The sequence below is a fragment of the Streptomyces caniferus genome, from assembly GCF_009811555.1.
Taxonomy (GTDB): Bacteria; Actinomycetota; Actinomycetes; order Streptomycetales; family Streptomycetaceae; genus Streptomyces; species Streptomyces caniferus.
In genome coordinates this window covers 720,581-735,349 of record NZ_BLIN01000002.1, presented here as the reverse complement: position 1 = coordinate 735,349, position 14,769 = coordinate 720,581, and the positions used below count along the sequence as shown (strand labels likewise).

The 14,769-nt window shown below is 72.6% G+C and carries 15 protein-coding genes and 1 pseudogene; 6 read left to right on the top strand and 10 right to left on the bottom strand.

Annotated features, from left to right (window positions below; all coding sequences use genetic code 11):
• Window positions 1-55: 55 nt before the first annotated feature.
• Both Scani_RS05050 and Scani_RS05045 read right to left on the bottom strand, forming a co-directional pair.
• Window positions 56-595, bottom strand: coding sequence for a hypothetical protein (locus tag Scani_RS05050; protein ID WP_159470403.1), 540 nt, complete (start codon window positions 593-595; stop codon window positions 56-58).
• 87 nt (window positions 596-682) lie between these two features.
• Complete coding sequence (locus Scani_RS05045) at window positions 683-1,810, bottom strand: magnesium and cobalt transport protein CorA (RefSeq protein WP_159470401.1); 1,128 nt, start codon at window positions 1,808-1,810, stop codon at window positions 683-685.
• A gap of 502 nt (window positions 1,811-2,312) precedes the next feature.
• Between Scani_RS05045 and Scani_RS05040 the strand changes: the two genes are divergently transcribed.
• On the top strand, window positions 2,313-2,897 hold the full coding sequence (locus Scani_RS05040; RefSeq protein WP_159470399.1) for a suppressor of fused domain protein: 585 nt from the start codon (window positions 2,313-2,315) through the stop codon (window positions 2,895-2,897).
• Between the two features lie 115 nt (window positions 2,898-3,012).
• Here the strand turns inward: Scani_RS05040 and Scani_RS05035 are convergent.
• Window positions 3,013-3,825 (bottom strand): annotated as a pseudogene (locus Scani_RS05035) (MFS transporter); the annotation flags it as partial.
• A 145-nt stretch (window positions 3,826-3,970) separates the two neighbouring features.
• Here Scani_RS05035 and Scani_RS05030 point away from each other — a divergent pair.
• The 3 genes from Scani_RS05030 (at window position 3,971) to Scani_RS05020 (ending at window position 6,469) form a co-directional block, all read left to right on the top strand.
• Complete coding sequence (locus Scani_RS05030; RefSeq protein ID WP_159470397.1) at window positions 3,971-4,609, top strand: DUF6758 family protein; 639 nt, start codon at window positions 3,971-3,973, stop codon at window positions 4,607-4,609.
• A 190-nt stretch (window positions 4,610-4,799) separates the two neighbouring features.
• The gene (locus tag Scani_RS05025) at window positions 4,800-5,654 is read left to right on the top strand and encodes a PHP domain-containing protein (RefSeq protein WP_159470395.1); all 855 of its coding nucleotides are present in this window, start codon (window positions 4,800-4,802) and stop codon (window positions 5,652-5,654) included.
• A 209-nt stretch (window positions 5,655-5,863) separates the two neighbouring features.
• Window positions 5,864-6,469, top strand: coding sequence for a MarC family protein (locus Scani_RS05020; RefSeq protein WP_129294305.1), 606 nt, complete (start codon window positions 5,864-5,866; stop codon window positions 6,467-6,469).
• Between the two features lie 134 nt (window positions 6,470-6,603).
• Here Scani_RS05020 and Scani_RS39875 read toward each other — a convergent pair whose 3' ends face one another.
• A complete protein-coding gene (locus Scani_RS39875) occupies window positions 6,604-6,756 on the bottom strand; it encodes a DUF8834 family protein (RefSeq protein ID WP_167538026.1) in 153 nt (50 codons plus the stop codon).
• Between the two features lie 203 nt (window positions 6,757-6,959).
• Here Scani_RS39875 and Scani_RS05015 point away from each other — a divergent pair, with 203 nt between their 5' ends.
• Entirely contained in the window at window positions 6,960-7,886 is a 927-nt protein-coding gene (locus tag Scani_RS05015; protein ID WP_159470392.1) for an NYN domain-containing protein, read from the top strand.
• 110 nt (window positions 7,887-7,996) lie between these two features.
• On the opposite strand, the gene Scani_RS05010 is transcribed toward Scani_RS05015, so the two are convergent.
• The 3 genes from Scani_RS05010 to Scani_RS05000 form a co-directional block, all read right to left on the bottom strand.
• Entirely contained in the window at window positions 7,997-8,479 is a 483-nt protein-coding gene (locus tag Scani_RS05010) for an SRPBCC family protein (RefSeq protein WP_159470390.1), read from the bottom strand.
• A gap of 170 nt (window positions 8,480-8,649) precedes the next feature.
• Entirely contained in the window at window positions 8,650-9,516 is an 867-nt protein-coding gene (locus Scani_RS05005) for an alpha/beta fold hydrolase (RefSeq protein ID WP_159470388.1), read from the bottom strand.
• A gap of 116 nt (window positions 9,517-9,632) precedes the next feature.
• Window positions 9,633-11,795, bottom strand: a complete 2,163-nt coding sequence (locus Scani_RS05000) for a DEAD/DEAH box helicase (protein WP_246295589.1) — start codon at window positions 11,793-11,795, stop codon at window positions 9,633-9,635.
• Between the two features lie 437 nt (window positions 11,796-12,232).
• Here Scani_RS05000 and Scani_RS04995 point away from each other — a divergent pair, with 437 nt between their 5' ends.
• A complete protein-coding gene (locus tag Scani_RS04995; protein WP_159470386.1) occupies window positions 12,233-12,970 on the top strand; it encodes a ferritin-like fold-containing protein in 738 nt (245 codons plus the stop codon).
• Between the two features lie 23 nt (window positions 12,971-12,993).
• Here Scani_RS04995 and Scani_RS04990 read toward each other — a convergent pair whose 3' ends face one another.
• From Scani_RS04990 to Scani_RS04980, 3 genes are all read right to left on the bottom strand, one after another.
• Entirely contained in the window at window positions 12,994-13,284 is a 291-nt protein-coding gene (locus Scani_RS04990) for a hypothetical protein (protein ID WP_159470384.1), read from the bottom strand.
• 339 nt (window positions 13,285-13,623) lie between these two features.
• Window positions 13,624-13,851 (bottom strand): DUF3107 domain-containing protein, encoded by a 228-nt coding sequence (locus Scani_RS04985; RefSeq protein WP_159470382.1) that lies wholly within the window; start codon window positions 13,849-13,851, stop codon window positions 13,624-13,626.
• 139 nt (window positions 13,852-13,990) lie between these two features.
• Window positions 13,991-14,632, bottom strand: a complete 642-nt coding sequence (locus Scani_RS04980; RefSeq protein ID WP_159470380.1) for a TetR/AcrR family transcriptional regulator — start codon at window positions 14,630-14,632, stop codon at window positions 13,991-13,993.
• Window positions 14,633-14,769: the final 137 nt, after the last annotated feature.

Sequence of the window (14,769 nt, the reverse complement as noted above, 5' to 3'; positions counted from 1 at the left end):
CTCCGGCCTGCGAGTACACCAATCCGGCTCAGCCCGTTACGGCCTCGCCCGGGCCTCAGCCCTTGCGCCCCCGCCGCAGCAGCTTCGGCAGCGCCGCCGGCGCGGGACGCCGGGTGATCGCGGAGGTCGCCAGCGGCGGCGCGGCCTGCGCGTCGTCCGGCATCCGGCCGGGGCGCTGCGTCGTCTCCCCGGTCGGCTCCAGCCGCAGCACCCGGCACTCGCGCGCCCAGCGCTCCGTGAGGGTGTCGGCATCCGGCGCGTTGAGGCGCTTGCCCTTCAGCTCGTCGACGGCGGCCCGCCAGGCCTCGCTCTCCGGGGCGGGCTCGACGACCCTGGCCTGCCAGGCGATCAGCCGGCCGCCCTTGTCCTTGCTGCGCACGGTGACCGTCGCCGTCCCGCCGTCGGTGAGCCCGAGGTCGGCCAGCGGCTGTTCGCCGGACCCGTCCCCGACGAGGCAGGCGGCCCCGTCGTGCCACAGATGCCACAGCGCCCGCGCCGGGCCGGCGTTCCCCCGCACCCAGATGAGGCCGGACTTCTTCGTGGCCTCTTCGATGAGCGCCCGATCCTGCAGGGCCTGCGACACGGTCTCCGTCATACGGACCAGCCTAATGGCCCCGTCCGGGGCGGGCCGGGGCCGCCCGGGCGCTGAGATGCGGCGGCCCCGGACGTCGCGGGGTCCGCGTCACAGCCACCCGTTGCGCTTGAACCCGCGGTGGATGCCGAAGCAGATCGCCACGGTCGTCAGCATCATCGCCGGATAGCCGAACTTCCAGTGAAGCTCGGGCATGTAGTCGAAGTTCATGCCGTAGATCCCGGCGATCATCGTGGGGACGGCGAAGATCGCCGCCCAGGCCGTGATCTTGCGCATGTCCTCGTTCTGCGCGACGGCCGCCTGCGCGAGGTTGGCCTGCAGGATGGAGTTGAGCAGATCGTCGAAGGACAGCACCTGCTCGTTGACCCGCGCCAGGTGGTCGGCGACGTCCCGGAAGTACTTCTGGATGTCGGAGTCGACCAGCCGCATGGGGCGCTCGCTCAGCAGCTGCATCGGCCGCAGCAGCGGCGACACCGCGCGCTTGAACTCCAGTACCTCACGCTTGAGTTGGTAGATCCGCCCGGCGTCGCCGCCCTTGGGGGAGCCCTTGCCGCCGTTGCCCTTGCCGTTGGTGCCCGAGCTGAAGACGTCGATCTCCACCTCGTCGATGTCGTCCTGGACCGCGCCGGCCACCGCCATGTAGCCGTCGACGACCTGGTCGGCGATGGCGTGCAGCACCGCGGACGGCCCCTTGGCCAGCAGCTCCGGGTCGTCCTGCAGCCGGTGGCGCAGCGCGCGCAGCGAGCCCTGGCCGCCGTGCCGCACGGTCACGATGAAGTCCCGGCCGGTGAAGCACATCACCTCGCCGGTCTCCACCACCTCGCTGGTGGCGGTCAGCTCGGTGTGCTCGACGTAGTGGACCGTCTTGAAGACGGTGAACAGGGTCTCGTCGTAGCGCTCCAGCTTGGGCCGCTGGTGCGCGTGCACGGCGTCCTCGACGGCGAGCGGGTGCAGCCCGAACTCCTGGGCGATACCGGCGAATTCGGCCTCGGTGGGCTCGTGCAGCCCGATCCAGGCGAAACCGCCCTCGGACCGCACACGGGCCATCGCCTCGGCCGGGCTGACGTGGTCGCTCACCCGGCGCCCCTCGCGGTACACACCGCAGTCGACGATGGCGCTGTTCGGGCAGGCCGGGGCGGACTTCTCATAGCCGTACGGGGGGACGTCGCGGCGCCGGGAGGGACGTACGGCGGCACGCAGGTCACGGATCATCGACATGGCAGGCTCCTTCACGGGCCGGCCGTCAGCTGCGAGCGCGGGGCGCAACGCTGCCCGGAACGTGGACGTACGAGGCGTCATCGGCTGTACGTCCGCAAAGCGGGCGGCGCTCGTGCGAGGGCACTGACGGCAGTTCGCAGAAAACACGGAACAAAGAGTCGAAGGCGCTCTTCCGTCATCTACATCCGGCGCAAAGGTGCTTCCCTGGTTTCGCCGCTGAGCGGCGGGGTACGGAAGCTCTCGGATCAGGAGATTCGCTGCGCGTAGGGGATGACAGGAGAACTATCGGTACTGCACGGTCGACTCGGATCCACCGCAGCCCCACCTCCTCCGGCCGGTCCCCGTTGGGGGACGACGTCATTCCCTGACCAGACGGCAAGGCTATCAGCCGCCTGAAGTGTTACGGCGCCGCTTTGCCCGTTCGATACGAAGAACGGGGGCGCTGTGGAGCCGCTCGTGGAGCGGTGATGGCCGGGCGAAGGGCCCGGCCTATGCTCACGGCATGTCTGACGTTCTTGAGCTGGTCGAGGCCCGGTTGCGGACGACCCTGGGCGAGCCGGACGCGCGCGCTGCCGTCACGTTCCTCGGCACCGACCGTATCGAGGTCCTCCGCTTCGTGGACAACGGGGTGGTGCGTTACGCCACGCTCGGGATGTCCGCGCAGCCCATGGCCGATCCCACCGCGGTGCTGGCCGATCCGCTGCGCGGCCCGCGTGCCGAACTCCTGCTGTCCGTACGCGCCGGCCGGGTGGAGAGCGACAAGGTGCTCCGGCCGCTCGCCGTACTCGCCGCGTCGCCGCAGGTCGAAGGGGTGGTCGTGGCCCCCGGGGCCTCGCTGGACGTGGGGGAGCCGCTGTGGCCGGGGGCGGCTTTCACCTCGGTCCTGGTCGCCTCGCCCGGGGGGCTGGTCGAGGATCTCGAACTCGATGAGCCGAGGGAGCCGGTCCGCTTCCTGCCGCTGCTGCCGATGACGCCCAACGAGGCGGCCTGGAAGCGGGTGCACGGGGCCGAGGCCCTGGAGAAGCGGTGGCTGGAGCACGGTACGGATCTGCGTGACCCGCTGCGTACGGGCGTACCGCTCGACTGAGCCGCGCGGCAGTACGACGGCGCACGTCCCGTCCGCCCTCCGGAGAGGGGGCGGACGGGGCGTCAGTTTCGGTGCGCGGGCGGGCCGAGGGGCGTGCGCGCCGCGCCCGGCCGCTTCAGTCGGCGAAGGCCGCGACCCCGTCCTCCCTGGCGGGCCGCGGCTGCGGCACCTCGGCCCCGGTGGTCAGCGCGCGGCGCCGGACGGCGACGATGCCGGCGCCGGTCACCGCGGCGGCGGCCGCGACCACGAAGGGCAGGTGGCTGTCGGTCCACTCCTCGATCTTGGGCGCGAGGAACGGTGCGGCCGCCGCCGCGAACCACCGCACGAAGTTGTAGCCGGCGCTCGCCACCGGGCGCGGCGCGTCCGAGACGCCCAGGGCCAGTTCGGTGAAGACGGTGTTGTTCAGGCCGATGAAGGCACCGGAGAGGACCGTGCAGACGACGGCGGTGGTGTGGTCGCCGTAGCCCAGTACGAGCAGGTCGGCGGCGAGCAGCAGCAGTGAGCCGCCCAGCACCTTCAGCGAGCCGAGGCGGTGCTGCAGCCGGGGCGCCACGAGCACCGAGAACACCGCGAGCAGCACACCCCAGGCGAAGAAGACAGCGCCGGATGTGTACGGCGACATGTCGAGCACGAACGGGGTGAAGGCCAGCACCGTGAAGAACGCGTAGTTGTAGAAGAACGCGGAGGCGGCGACGGAGGCCAGGGCCCCGTGGCCGAGCGCCTTGACCGGGTCGAGGAGCGAGATGCGGCCGGGGTGCGGCGAAGCGGCTCGATGAGGGGCGGTGGCCTGCCGGGCGGGCCGGGGCTGCTCCTCGAGGAAGGCCGTGATGGCGAGGAAGCCGATGGTCATCAGGGCGGCAGTGCCGAAGAACGGGTAGCGCCACTTCATGTCGCCGAGCACCGCCCCGACCAGCGTTAGACAAGCTAAAGAGTGCAAGTAGCAACTACTTCCTCGGCCGGCGCCCGCAGGCCACGGAAAGCGGCCAATTGCGCTGCGGCGTACGTGATTCGGGGCACACCGGTCGGGTGATCGTCCTTGACGCGGCGGCGGGGCTGGAGGACCGTGGATGCCTATGAGGGGCGAACCCAGTTGCCCGAAGTGCGGAGGCCGGGTAAGGGCGCCCGGTCTCTTCTCCGACACCTGGCAGTGCGCGCTGCACGGCACCGTGCACCCACTCCAGCCCGTCGTCCCGCCGAGCGTCGAGGCGCTCGGCGTCGTCGTGCACCGCGCACAGGTGCCCGTATGGATGCCCTGGCCGCTGCCGGTCGGCTGGCTGTTCACCGGCGTGGCCTGCGCCGGGGACGACCGCAGCGGCGGCCGCGCGACCGCGGTGGCCTGCACGGGCCCCGGGCCGCTCGGCGGACCGGGCGAACTGCTGCTGATCGCCGAGGAGCTGGGCGTCGGCCTCGGCGCGCGCTACGCCGGCATCGACGGCCCCGACCCCGGCTCCCACATGTGCGTGGACAAACCGCCGCACGCCAAGGTGCTCGCCGCCGGACGCCCGACCGCGCTGTGGCACGTCGACGGTGCGCCCCCGGACCGTGCGGTCTTCGCGGGCGAGGCGCGCGGGCTGTGGCTCTGGGCGATCGCCTGGCCGGAGCAGTCGGGGCTGCTGCTGTACGACGAGCTGGTACTGACGGATCTGCGCGAGGCGGGTGCCGAGGTGGACCTGCTGCCGTGCGGGGCCATCTCCCCGCGCATCCTGGGCTGAGGGCCGGTCGCGGGAGGCCGGGGGAGCGGCCGGGGCGAGCAGCCGGGGTGGCGTCGCTCACCGTCCGGCGGGCCTCGGGCGCCACCGGCCGCCCGGTATCCTTCTGAGGTCCCCCTACGGTGTACCTCCCCCCGGCGCGCCTGCCGGGCCCCGTCCCGTATCCGTCCCGCAGGAGTCTGGAGTCCGCGTCGTGCGCATCGATCTGCACACCCACTCCACGGCGTCCGACGGTACGGACACCCCCGCGGAGCTGGTGCGGAACGCCGCGGCCGCGGGTCTGGACGTCGTCGCGCTGACCGACCACGACACCGTCGGCGGCCACGCCGAGGCGCGGGCCGCGCTGCCCGCGGGGCTGACGCTGGTCACCGGCGCCGAACTCTCCTGCCGGCTCGACGGCGTGAGCCTCCACATGCTCGCCTACCTCTTCGATCCCGAGGAGCCGGAACTCGCCGGCGAGCGGGAGCTGGTGCGGGACGACCGGGTGCCGCGGGCCCAGGGCATGGTCGCCAAGCTGCGTGAGCTCGGTGTGCCGGTCACCTGGGAGCAGGTCGCCCGGATCGCCGGCGACGGCGCCGTGGGACGGCCGCACATCGCCACCGCCCTCGTCGACCTGGGCGTGGTCGGCTCCGTCTCGGACGCCTTCACCTCCGAGTGGCTCGCGAACGACGGCAGGGCGTACGTGCAGAAGCACGAGCTCGACCCGTTCGACGCGATCCGGCTGGTCAAGGCCGCCGGCGGGGTCACCGTCTTCGCGCATCCGCTGGCCGTCAAGCGCGGCTCCTGCGTACCGGAGAGCGCGATCGCCGAACTCGCCGCGGCCGGCCTCGACGGCATCGAGGTCGACCACATGGACCACGACGCGCCGACCCGCGCGCGGCTGCGCGGCCTCTCCGCCGACCTCGGCCTGCTGGCCTGCGGCTCCAGCGACTACCACGGCAGCCGCAAGACCTGCCGGCTGGGCGAATACACCACCGACCCCGAGGTCTACGGCGAGATCGTCCGCCGCGCGACCGGCGCCTTCCCCGTTCCCGGCACGGGCGGCTGAGCCCACCGCGGCCGCCGGCTGCGGCGCGCGCCCCGTTCCCCCGGACCTTCACCGACACCTGCCCGGCGCCGTCCGAGCGGTGCGGGTACCGCCGTGCGTCCGCCGCCGCCCGCCCTCTCCCCCCTCCGTTCCTGCCTCCTCACACGGGTCCGCTCCCGCGCGCCGCCCGTGAGCGTCCGTCCCGTACCACCTCTCGCAAGGCCTTCACCGTGTTCGACATCGCTGTCTTCAGTACGCTCTTCGTCACCCTCTTCGTGATCATGGATCCGCCGGGGATCACCCCGATCTTCCTGGGCCTGACCTCCGGCCGGCCCGCCAAGGTGCAGCGCCGGATGGCCTGGCAGGCGGCCACCGTCGCCTTCTGCGTCATCGCCGTCTTCGGCCTCTTCGGCCGGCAGATCCTGGGGCGGCTGCACATCTCGACGCCCGCGCTGATGATCGCGGGTGGGCTGCTGCTCCTGCTGGTCGCGCTGGATCTGCTGACCGGGAAGTCGGAGGAGCCGACCCAGACCAAGGACGTCAATGTGGCGCTGGTGCCGCTGGGCATGCCGCTGCTGGCCGGGCCCGGCGCGATCGTGTCGGTGATCCTCGCGGTGCAGCACGCGCACGGCTTCGCCGCCCAGCTCTCCGTCTGGACGGCGATCGCGGCGATCCATGTGGTGCTCTACCTGGTGATGCGGTTCTCGCTGGTGATCATCCGCGTGATCAAGGACGGCGGAGTGGTCCTGGTGACCCGGCTGGCGGGCATGATGCTCTCCGCCCTCGCGGTGCAGCAGATCATCAACGGCGTGCTGCAGGTGATCCAGGGGGCCTGAGGCCCGCCCGGACCCGGGCAGGACCCGGACAGCGCAGCGCCCCCGTACGACGTGTTCGTACGGGGGCGCTCATGCGGTGCGGCCGTGCTCGGCCGGCGGGTGCTGTCGCGTCGCGCCGGGCGGCGGGGCGGGTGTTAGCGGACGGCGGTGCCGGCCGGGCGGATGTAGATGCGCTGGCCTATTGCGGCGGCCTGCTGCACGATCCGGTTGACGGAGGCGGCGTCCACGACGGTGCTGTCCACGGCGGTGCCGTCGACATCGTCCAGGCGCATGATCTCGAAGCGCATACGGCTTCTCCCTTCGTCTGATCCTCCTGCGGAGAACTTCTGGGTGTACGAGCCGCCCGGCGTCGCTGCCGGGCGCTCTGTACGGGTACAACGACCTGCCCAGTGCAATCATTCCCTACGCTAAAGAAAAATTTCGACGGTCTAAATACGCAGCCCGAGCGCAGTTGTGCCTGCGCAGCGACCGCCCGGACAATGGGGCCGGTATGAACGACGTCCGGCCCACGGGCCCCACCGACCTCACCGCGCTCGCCGCCGGGATCGAGCGCACCAACGAGCTGCTCACCCGCGTGCTCGCCGAGGTCGCCACCACCCCGTCCACCCATGCGGCCTTCGTGGACGCGGGCTATGTCTACGCCGCGGCGGGACGGCTGGTCACCGGCACGGAAGACCGCAAGGCCTTCGATCTCGACGCGGAAGGGATCATCGAGGCCTTCATCGACAAGGCCCGGATGATCTTCCCGGACAGCCGGCTGCTGCGCGTCTACTGGTACGACGGCGCCCGCCGGCGGATCCACACCCAGGAGCAGCAGCGGATCGCCGAGCTGCCCGATGTGAAGGTCAGGCTCGGCAACCTCAACGCCAACAACCAGCAAAAGGGCGTCGACTCCCTGATCCGTTCGGACCTGGAGTCGCTGGCCCGGCACCGCGCGATCACCGATGCGGTGCTCATCGGCGGCGACGAGGACCTGGTCTCCGCGGTGGAGGCGGCGCAGGGCTATGGCGCGCGGGTGCATCTGTGGGGCATCGAGGCCCAGGGCGGCCGCAACCAGGCCGAACCGCTGCTGTGGGAGGTCGACAGCGCGCGCACCTTCGACATGGAGTTCTGCAAGCCGTACGTCACCCGGCGGGTCGGCGTCGAATACAGCGACCAGACGGCGGGCGAGGGGCCACCGCCCAGCCGTGAGGAGGTCCGCTTCGTCGGCGCGCAGGTCGCCGCGCAGTGGCTCGCGGAACGCGGCCGCGAGTGGGTGGCGGGCCTGCTGCCGGGCCATCCGTATCTGCCCGGAGCCGTCGACCAGGAACTCCTGACCGCCGCGGAGGCGCTGCTGCGGCACTCCCTGCGCAGCCATGCCGACCTGCGGCGCGTCCTGCGCGACGGGTTCTGGGACCACGTCCAGGGGCAGTACTAGGGTTTTCGCCTCCAGTCCGCCCCCGGTCCGCCCCCTGGGACGCGAGCGCAGGGGCGCGCGGCCGGTTCGCGGCGCACAGACGCTCGGGCCGCCCGTACCGTCCGGCGGGCTCAGGCCCTCGCCAGCAGCTCCGTGAGGCGGTCGAAGAAGCCCGCCCAGCCCGCCTCCGCCTGGCGGTACTGCTCCGAGGTGAGGTTGCCGCCGAGCTGGCGGAAGGCCATCTGCGTACCGTCGCCGGTCTCGGTCAGGGTGACCCGGACGATCTCGCCCTCGCTGCCCCCGGGAGCGGCCGCGTCCCTGACGGTGAACTCCAGCCGTTCCGGGGCGGCCACCTCGCGGTAGACACCGGAGAACGGCAGCTCGCCGCCGTCCGGGGTGCGCATGACCAGACTCCAGACCCCGCCCGGCCGGGGGTCCATCGACATCCGGTCGACCGGCACCTCCAGCTCCCCGCCGAACCAGTACGCGAAGTGCTCGGGCGTCGTCCAGGCTTCGAAGACCAGCTCCCGGCGGGCGGCGAAGGTCCGGGTGAGGGCGATGCCGTGGGGGCCGTCCTCGGCGCCGGCCGGGTGAGTCGACGGGTTCTCGGTCATGGTCGGGCCCTTCGTACGAAGCGGTGCCGGCCGGGCGCCGGTGAGGGCCCGCCTCCCTCGATGCTCGCCGAACCGCCCGGCGCTGTCCTGGCGACACCGTCCGCTCGGCCCACACGGCCCTGCGCGTCCGCGCGCCGCCGGGCCCGCGCGCCACTGCGGCCGGACGGCGCTCAGCCCACGCCGCTCCAGAACCCGGCGAGCGCCTCGGCGGTCTTCTCCGGCCGTTCGGCGTTGGGGGAGTGCTCGGCGCCCTCGATGACGGTGCGCCGGGCGGACAGCCGCTCGGCCATCGCATCCATCGACGGCACCGGCCAGGCGTAGTCGACGGCGCCGGAGACGACATGGACGGCGAGCCCCGTACGGGCCAGCTCCGCCACCCGGTCGGGCTCCTCCAGCATCTGACGGCCGGTCGCGATCAGCTGCTCGGGGACGGTGTTCAGCCAACGACGGTGCAGGAACGCGCCGATCTCCGGCGGCGTCGCCGCGTCCGCCGCCTCCGGCGGGTCCAGCTCGCGCATCGCCCGCCAGACGCCCTCCATGTCGAACGTGCCGAGCGCCTCGATCAGCATCCGTACCCGGGCCTGCTGGGACGCCTCGATGGCGGCGGGCCCGGAGCTGAGCACGGTCAGCGAGCGGAACGGGGCCGCGTCGAGCAGCACGGCGGCCCGGGTGACCAGCCCGCCCAGCGAGTGCCCCAGCAGATGCACCGGCCCGCTGTCCGGCTCCCGCAGGGCCCGCGCCTGGGCCAGCACATCGAGCGCCAACTCCCTTTGCGCGTAAGCCCGTTCGTCGCGCGGCCCGGGGGACTCGTGCTGCCCGCGCCCGTCCACGGCGACCGCCCGGAAACCGGCCGCGGCCAGCGGGGCCAGCAGGGCGACGAAGTCCTCCTTGCTGCCGGTGAATCCGGGCACCAGCAGGGCGGTCCCGATCGGCGCGGCATCGGGCCGGGCGTCCTGCACGGCGAACGCGCCGCGCTCGGTGTCGAGTCGGTACGCACGGGCGCACGGGGGCAGTGTGAGGGTGGGCGGCCTGCTCATGGGCTGAGGTTATCCGGGCCGGACGGCAAAACCCGGCCCGGGACGCCGACGACCCGGCACCCGCGGAGTGCGGGGCCGGGTCGTCGGGCCGGAGTTCCGGCGTGTGCCGGGGAGGCTCAGCTCTCGGGCGTCGCCTCCGCGGCGGGGGCCTTGGCGCGGGTGCGGCGGCGCACCGGCTTGGCCTCGGCGGTGTCCGTCGCCTCCGCGGCCGGCTTCGCCGCCGCCTTGCGGGTCCGCTTCGGCTTGGCCGGGGCGTCCTCGGCGGCGGGTGCGTCCGCCGTGGACTTCGCGGCGGCCGCGGTCTTCCGGGTGCGCTTGGGCTTGGCCGGCGCGGCCTCGGTGCCCTCGGCGGTGTCCACGGCGCTCTCGGCGGCCGGCTTGGCGGCGGCCTTGCGGGTGCGCTTGGGCTTTGCCGGTGCCTCGACGGCGGCCTCGGCCGTGTCGACCACGGCCTCGGCGGCCTTGGGGGCGGCCTTGCGGGTCCGCTTCGGCTTGGCGGGAGCCTCCACCGCGGCGTCCGCGACGGTCTCCGTCACCACGGCCGGCGCCGCGGCGGCGGCCGCGGCCGTGAGTGCGCTCGCGGCGGTCTCGACGGTCTGGAAGGTCCCGGTCTCCTCAGGACGGGCGACCCGCGCACGGCGACGGCGCGGCTTGGCGGGCTCGGCCGGAGCCTCGGCCGGAGCCTCGGCCGCCACGGCGGCAGCCTCAGCGGGGGCGTTCGCGGCCTCGGCGGCCGGCGCCGTCACCACGGCGGCCGCACCGGAGGACTGCCCGTTGCGGGTACGGCGGCGCCGGCGCGGCTGACGCGGCCCGGCGGCCTCCGCACCCTCGGTGCCCTCGACGACGGCGGGCGACGCGGCGGACGGTGCCTCGGCGGAGGCCGCCCCGTCCGGCGTCGAGCCGCCACGGGTGCGGCGGCGCTGCCGCGGCGTACGGGTGCGCTGGGGGCGCTCCTCCTCGACGACGGCGCCCTTGCGAGGCCCACGGCCGCGGCCGCCGGTCTCGCCCAGGTCCTCGACCTCTTCCGCCGCCAGCCCGGCCCGGGTGCGCTCGGCGCGCGGCAGCACGCCCTTGGTGCCCGCGGGGATGTTCAGCTGCTCGTACAGATGCGGCGAGGTGGAGTAGGTCTCCTCCGGCTCGTCGAACGCCAGGTCCAGCGCCTTGTTGATCAGCTTCCAGCGCGGGATGTCGTCCCAGTCGACGAGGGTGACCGCGGTGCCCTTGGCGCCCGCGCGGCCGGTACGGCCGATGCGGTGCAGGTAGGTCTTCTCGTCCTCGGGCGACTGGTAGTTGATGACGTGCGTGACGCCCTCGACGTCGATGCCTCGGGCGGCGACGTCGGTGCAGACCAGGACGTCGACCTTGCCGTTGCGGAAGGCGCGCAGCGCCTGCTCACGGGCGCCTTGGCCGAGGTCGCCGTGGACCGCGCCGGAGGCGAAGCCGCGGCGCGCGAGCTGGTCGGCGATGTCGGCGGCGGTCCGCTTCGTGCGGCAGAACACCATCGCCAGGCCCCGGCCCTCGGCCTGCAGGATGCGGGCGACCATCTCCGGCTTGTCCATGGAGTGGGCCCGGAAGATGTGCTGGGTGGTGTTGCGGACGGTCTGGCCCTCGTCGTCCGGCGCGGTGGCGCGGATGTGCGTGGGCTGCGACATGTAGCGGCGGGCCAGGGAGATGACCTGGCCGGGCATGGTCGCGGAGAACAGCATCGTCTGGCGCTTGGCCGGGAGCAGCTGGATGATCTTCTCGACGTCGGGCAGGAAGCCCAGGTCGAGCATCTCGTCGGCCTCGTCCAGGACCAGGCTCTTGACCTGGGAGAGGTTGAGCTTCTTCTGGCCCGCGAGGTCGAGCAGCCGGCCGGGCGTGCCGACGATGACGTCGACGCCCTTCTTCAGCGCCTCGACCTGGGGCTCGTAGGCACGGCCGCCGTAGATCGCCAGGACGCGGACATTGCGCACCTTGCCGGCGGTGAGCAGGTCGTTGGTGACCTGCTGGCACAGCTCGCGGGTGGGCACGACCACCAGGGCCTGCGGCGCCTCGGTCAGCTGCTCGGGCTTCGCGCGGCCCGCCTCGACATCGGCGGGGACCGTGGTGCGCTCCAGGAGCGGCAGGCCGAATCCCAGGGTCTTGCCGGTGCCGGTCTTGGCCTGGCCGATGACGTCGTTGCCGGAGAGGGCGACGGGGAGCGTCAGCTCCTGGATGGGAAAGGGGGAAATGATGCCGACGGCTTCCAGGGCCTCGGCCGTCTCGGGGAAAATGCCGAGGTCACGAAATGTAGACAGAATCTTGCCTCTTCTGTGAGACGCGACATGAGGCGGCGAAGGGGGTCGTACCGCACCTTCGTACGGGTTCGTACGGGCCGGCCTGGGCGGCCGGTAAGGGGCGGGACCACTGCCAACGCTCAGGCACTCCTGCCGCGAGCGGTGTCCCTCTTGCCGTGCGTATGTCTGCTACGCGCCGCAATAGAGGGCGGTCGGTTTGGAGCCGATCGGGCCACCGACCGGGCATCCGCTTCGTGGAACGACCCACCGATACTCGGCAGGTCCAAATACCACTGTACCCCGGATATGGCGTGCTCATCCGAAGGCTTGTATGAGTGAGGAATACATCACGGCCCGCCCGGCCACCGGGGCACCGGCTCCTACCGTCGTTCGTACGGGAGGCGGAAGTGGCTGACCAGGCCCTTCCCCGAGCGGCCGGGCGGGCTATTGTGCCGGTCATGGGAACGTCTGACAACGCCGCAGCTGACGCGCAAGAACACACCGGGATCGCCGCCCAGGACTGGGCACAGGCATCCGCCGACCCGCAGTACCGGGCCGCCGTGATCGACCTGCTCGGCGCGCTCGCCTACGGCGAGCTGTCCGCCTTCGAGCGCCTGGCGGAGGACGCCAAGCTCGCGCCGACGATGGACGACAAGGCCGAGCTGGCCAAGATGGCCTCGGCCGAGTTCCACCACTTCGAGCGGCTGCGGGAGCGGCTCGCGCAGATCGAGGCGGAGCCGAACGAGGCCATGGAGCCGTTCGCCGGCGCCCTGGACGAGTTCCACCGCCAGACCGCGCCGTCCGACTGGCTGGAGGGCCTGGTCAAGGCCTATGTCGGCGACTCGATCGCCAGTGACTTCTACCGCGAGGTCGCGGCCCGGCTGGACACCGACACCCGTGGCCTGGTGCTGGCCGTACTGGACGACACCGGGCATGCCACGTTCGCCGTGGAGAAGGTGCGCGCCGCCATCGAGGCCGAGCCGCGGGTCGGCGGGCGCCTCGCGCTGTGGGCGCGCCGTCTGATGGGCGAGGCGCTCTCGCAGGCGCAGCGGGTGGTCGCGGACCGCGACGCGCTGTCCACGATGCTGGTGGGCGGGGTGGCCGACGGCTTCGACCTGGCCGAGGTGGGCCGGATGTTCTCGCGGATCACCGAGGCGCACACCAAGCGGATGGCGGCGCTGGGCCTCGCGGCCTGACGCCGGCGGGCGCGCCGGGCGGTTCAGGCCGTCCGGTGCCCCTTCAGTGGCGCGGCCGGCCGCCGAAGACGCCGGCGCGGCGGGCGCGCCAGCACCGACAGCAGAGCCGCTCCGACGGCGATCGCGGCCACCATCACCTGGACGGGGTGGCCCGGGCCGAGGATCGAGCGGGTCAGCAGCGCGCCGAGCAGCGCCGCGACCGGGCCGGTCGCCAGCGTGAGGGGGCCGGCGGGGAAACGGTCGGGCAGCCATCGTGTGGCGGACAGGGCGATGGCGAAGCCGATGAGCACGGCGCCGAGCGCTTCCCAGATCATGCTTTTCCCTCCCGCGTGACGATGCCGATCAGCTGAACAAATCGGTCGTAGGCGGTCGTACCCAGGGGGCACCGGCAGCAACCCTCTCGACGGCGGTGCCCTGCCTGATCAGCTCAGCCGGACCGCCCCGAACGGCCTGATCTGCGCAAAAGCGGCGGCCGGGGGCCCGGGAGAAGGCGGCGGCGACGCGGCGGGCCGGCGCGCGCAAGCGGCCGGAAAAGTCCGCGGAAAGTCCGCGAAAAGCTGGGAAGCGGGCAGGGAAAAGGGCGGCGGCCCGGAGTGGAATCTCCGGGCCGCCGCCCTTGTCACCTACGGGCGCCGCATCGGGCGCCCCCTGCTTCAGAGCGCGCCGAACCCGACCTTGCGGGCGGTCGGCTCGCCGATCTCGACATAGGCCAGCCGGTCCGCCGGGACCAGGATCTTGCGACCGTGGTCGTCCACCAGGCTCAGCAGCTGTGACTTGCCGCCCAGCGCGTCGGACACCGCGCTCTCGACCTCTTCGGCAGACTGCCCGCTCTCAAGAACGATCTCGCGGGGTGCGTGCTGCACGCCGATCTTGACCTCCACGGCTTATGTCCCTCCGACGGTCTGGGTGTCCCCAGCGTGGGCTGGGGAGGATGCGCGGCCATCCGCGCCGTACGCAGCACACATTAGCCCGGTCCGGGGATGCGCAGGACGCCATGGCCCACGCCCGCAGCGAACACGGTCAGTGCGTGTCGCTGCCGTGCAGCGGGAAGCCGGCGATGCCCTTCCATGCGAGGGAGGTCAGCAGCTGCACCGCGGTGTCCCGCGGAACCTTGCTCTCCGAGGACAGCCAGTACCGCGCCACCACCTGGGAGACACCGCCCAGGCCGACGGCGAGCAGCATCGACTCGTCCCGCGACAGGCCGGTGTCCTCGGCGATCACCGCGCTTATGGCCTCGGCGCACTCCAGCGACACCTTGTCCACCCGCTCGCGGACCGCCGGCTCGTTGGTGAGGTCCGACTCGAACACCAGTCGGAAGGCGCCGCCCGGGTCCTCCACGTACGCGAAGTAGGCGTCCATCGTCGCCGCGACCCGCTGCTTGTTGTCGCTCGTCGACGCCAGCGCCGAACGCACCGAGTGCAGCAGGGCCTCGCAGTGCTGGTCCAGCAGGGCGAGGTAGAGGTCCAGCTTGCCCGGGAAGTGCTGGTAGAGCACGGGCTTGCTGACGCCCGCCCGCTCGGCGATGTCGTCCATCGCGGCCGCGTGGTAGCCCTGCGCGACAAAGACTTCCTGGGCGGCGCCCAGAAGCTGATTGCGCCGGGCCCGTCGTGGCAGGCGTGTGCCCCGCGGGCGCGCCGCCTCGGTCTGCTCGATGGCGCTCACGCTGCCTCCCAGAAGTGGTTTCGTACGCGGCTCGTACAAGGTGGTGCACCGCGCCCGCCATCGTACTTTTGGGTAACCCGGCTGTGCGCGGTCGAGGCCGAGAATTTCTGCCCGGCCCCCTGTTCGGAAGCCGACAT

Excerpts from the sequence above, each read along its gene's own strand:
- Scani_RS05050 (WP_159470403.1), bottom strand. The coding sequence starts at position 595 with ATGACGGAGACCGTGTCGCAGGCCCTGCAGGATCGGGCGCTCATCGAA.
- Scani_RS05045 (WP_159470401.1), bottom strand. The coding sequence starts at position 1,810 with ATGTCGATGATCCGTGACCTGCGTGCCGCCGTACGTCCCTCCCGGCGC.
- Scani_RS05040 (WP_159470399.1), top strand. The coding sequence starts at position 2,313 with ATGTCTGACGTTCTTGAGCTGGTCGAGGCCCGGTTGCGGACGACCCTG.
- Scani_RS05030 (WP_159470397.1), top strand. The coding sequence starts at position 3,971 with ATGAGGGGCGAACCCAGTTGCCCGAAGTGCGGAGGCCGGGTAAGGGCG.
- Scani_RS39875 (WP_167538026.1), bottom strand. The coding sequence starts at position 6,756 with ATGCGCTTCGAGATCATGCGCCTGGACGATGTCGACGGCACCGCCGTG.
- Scani_RS05015 (WP_159470392.1), top strand. The coding sequence starts at position 6,960 with ATGAACGACGTCCGGCCCACGGGCCCCACCGACCTCACCGCGCTCGCC.
- Scani_RS05010 (WP_159470390.1), bottom strand. The coding sequence starts at position 8,479 with ATGACCGAGAACCCGTCGACTCACCCGGCCGGCGCCGAGGACGGCCCC.
- Scani_RS05005 (WP_159470388.1), bottom strand. The coding sequence starts at position 9,516 with ATGAGCAGGCCGCCCACCCTCACACTGCCCCCGTGCGCCCGTGCGTAC.
- Scani_RS04995 (WP_159470386.1), top strand. The coding sequence starts at position 12,233 with ATGGGAACGTCTGACAACGCCGCAGCTGACGCGCAAGAACACACCGGG.
- Scani_RS04990 (WP_159470384.1), bottom strand. The coding sequence starts at position 13,284 with ATGATCTGGGAAGCGCTCGGCGCCGTGCTCATCGGCTTCGCCATCGCC.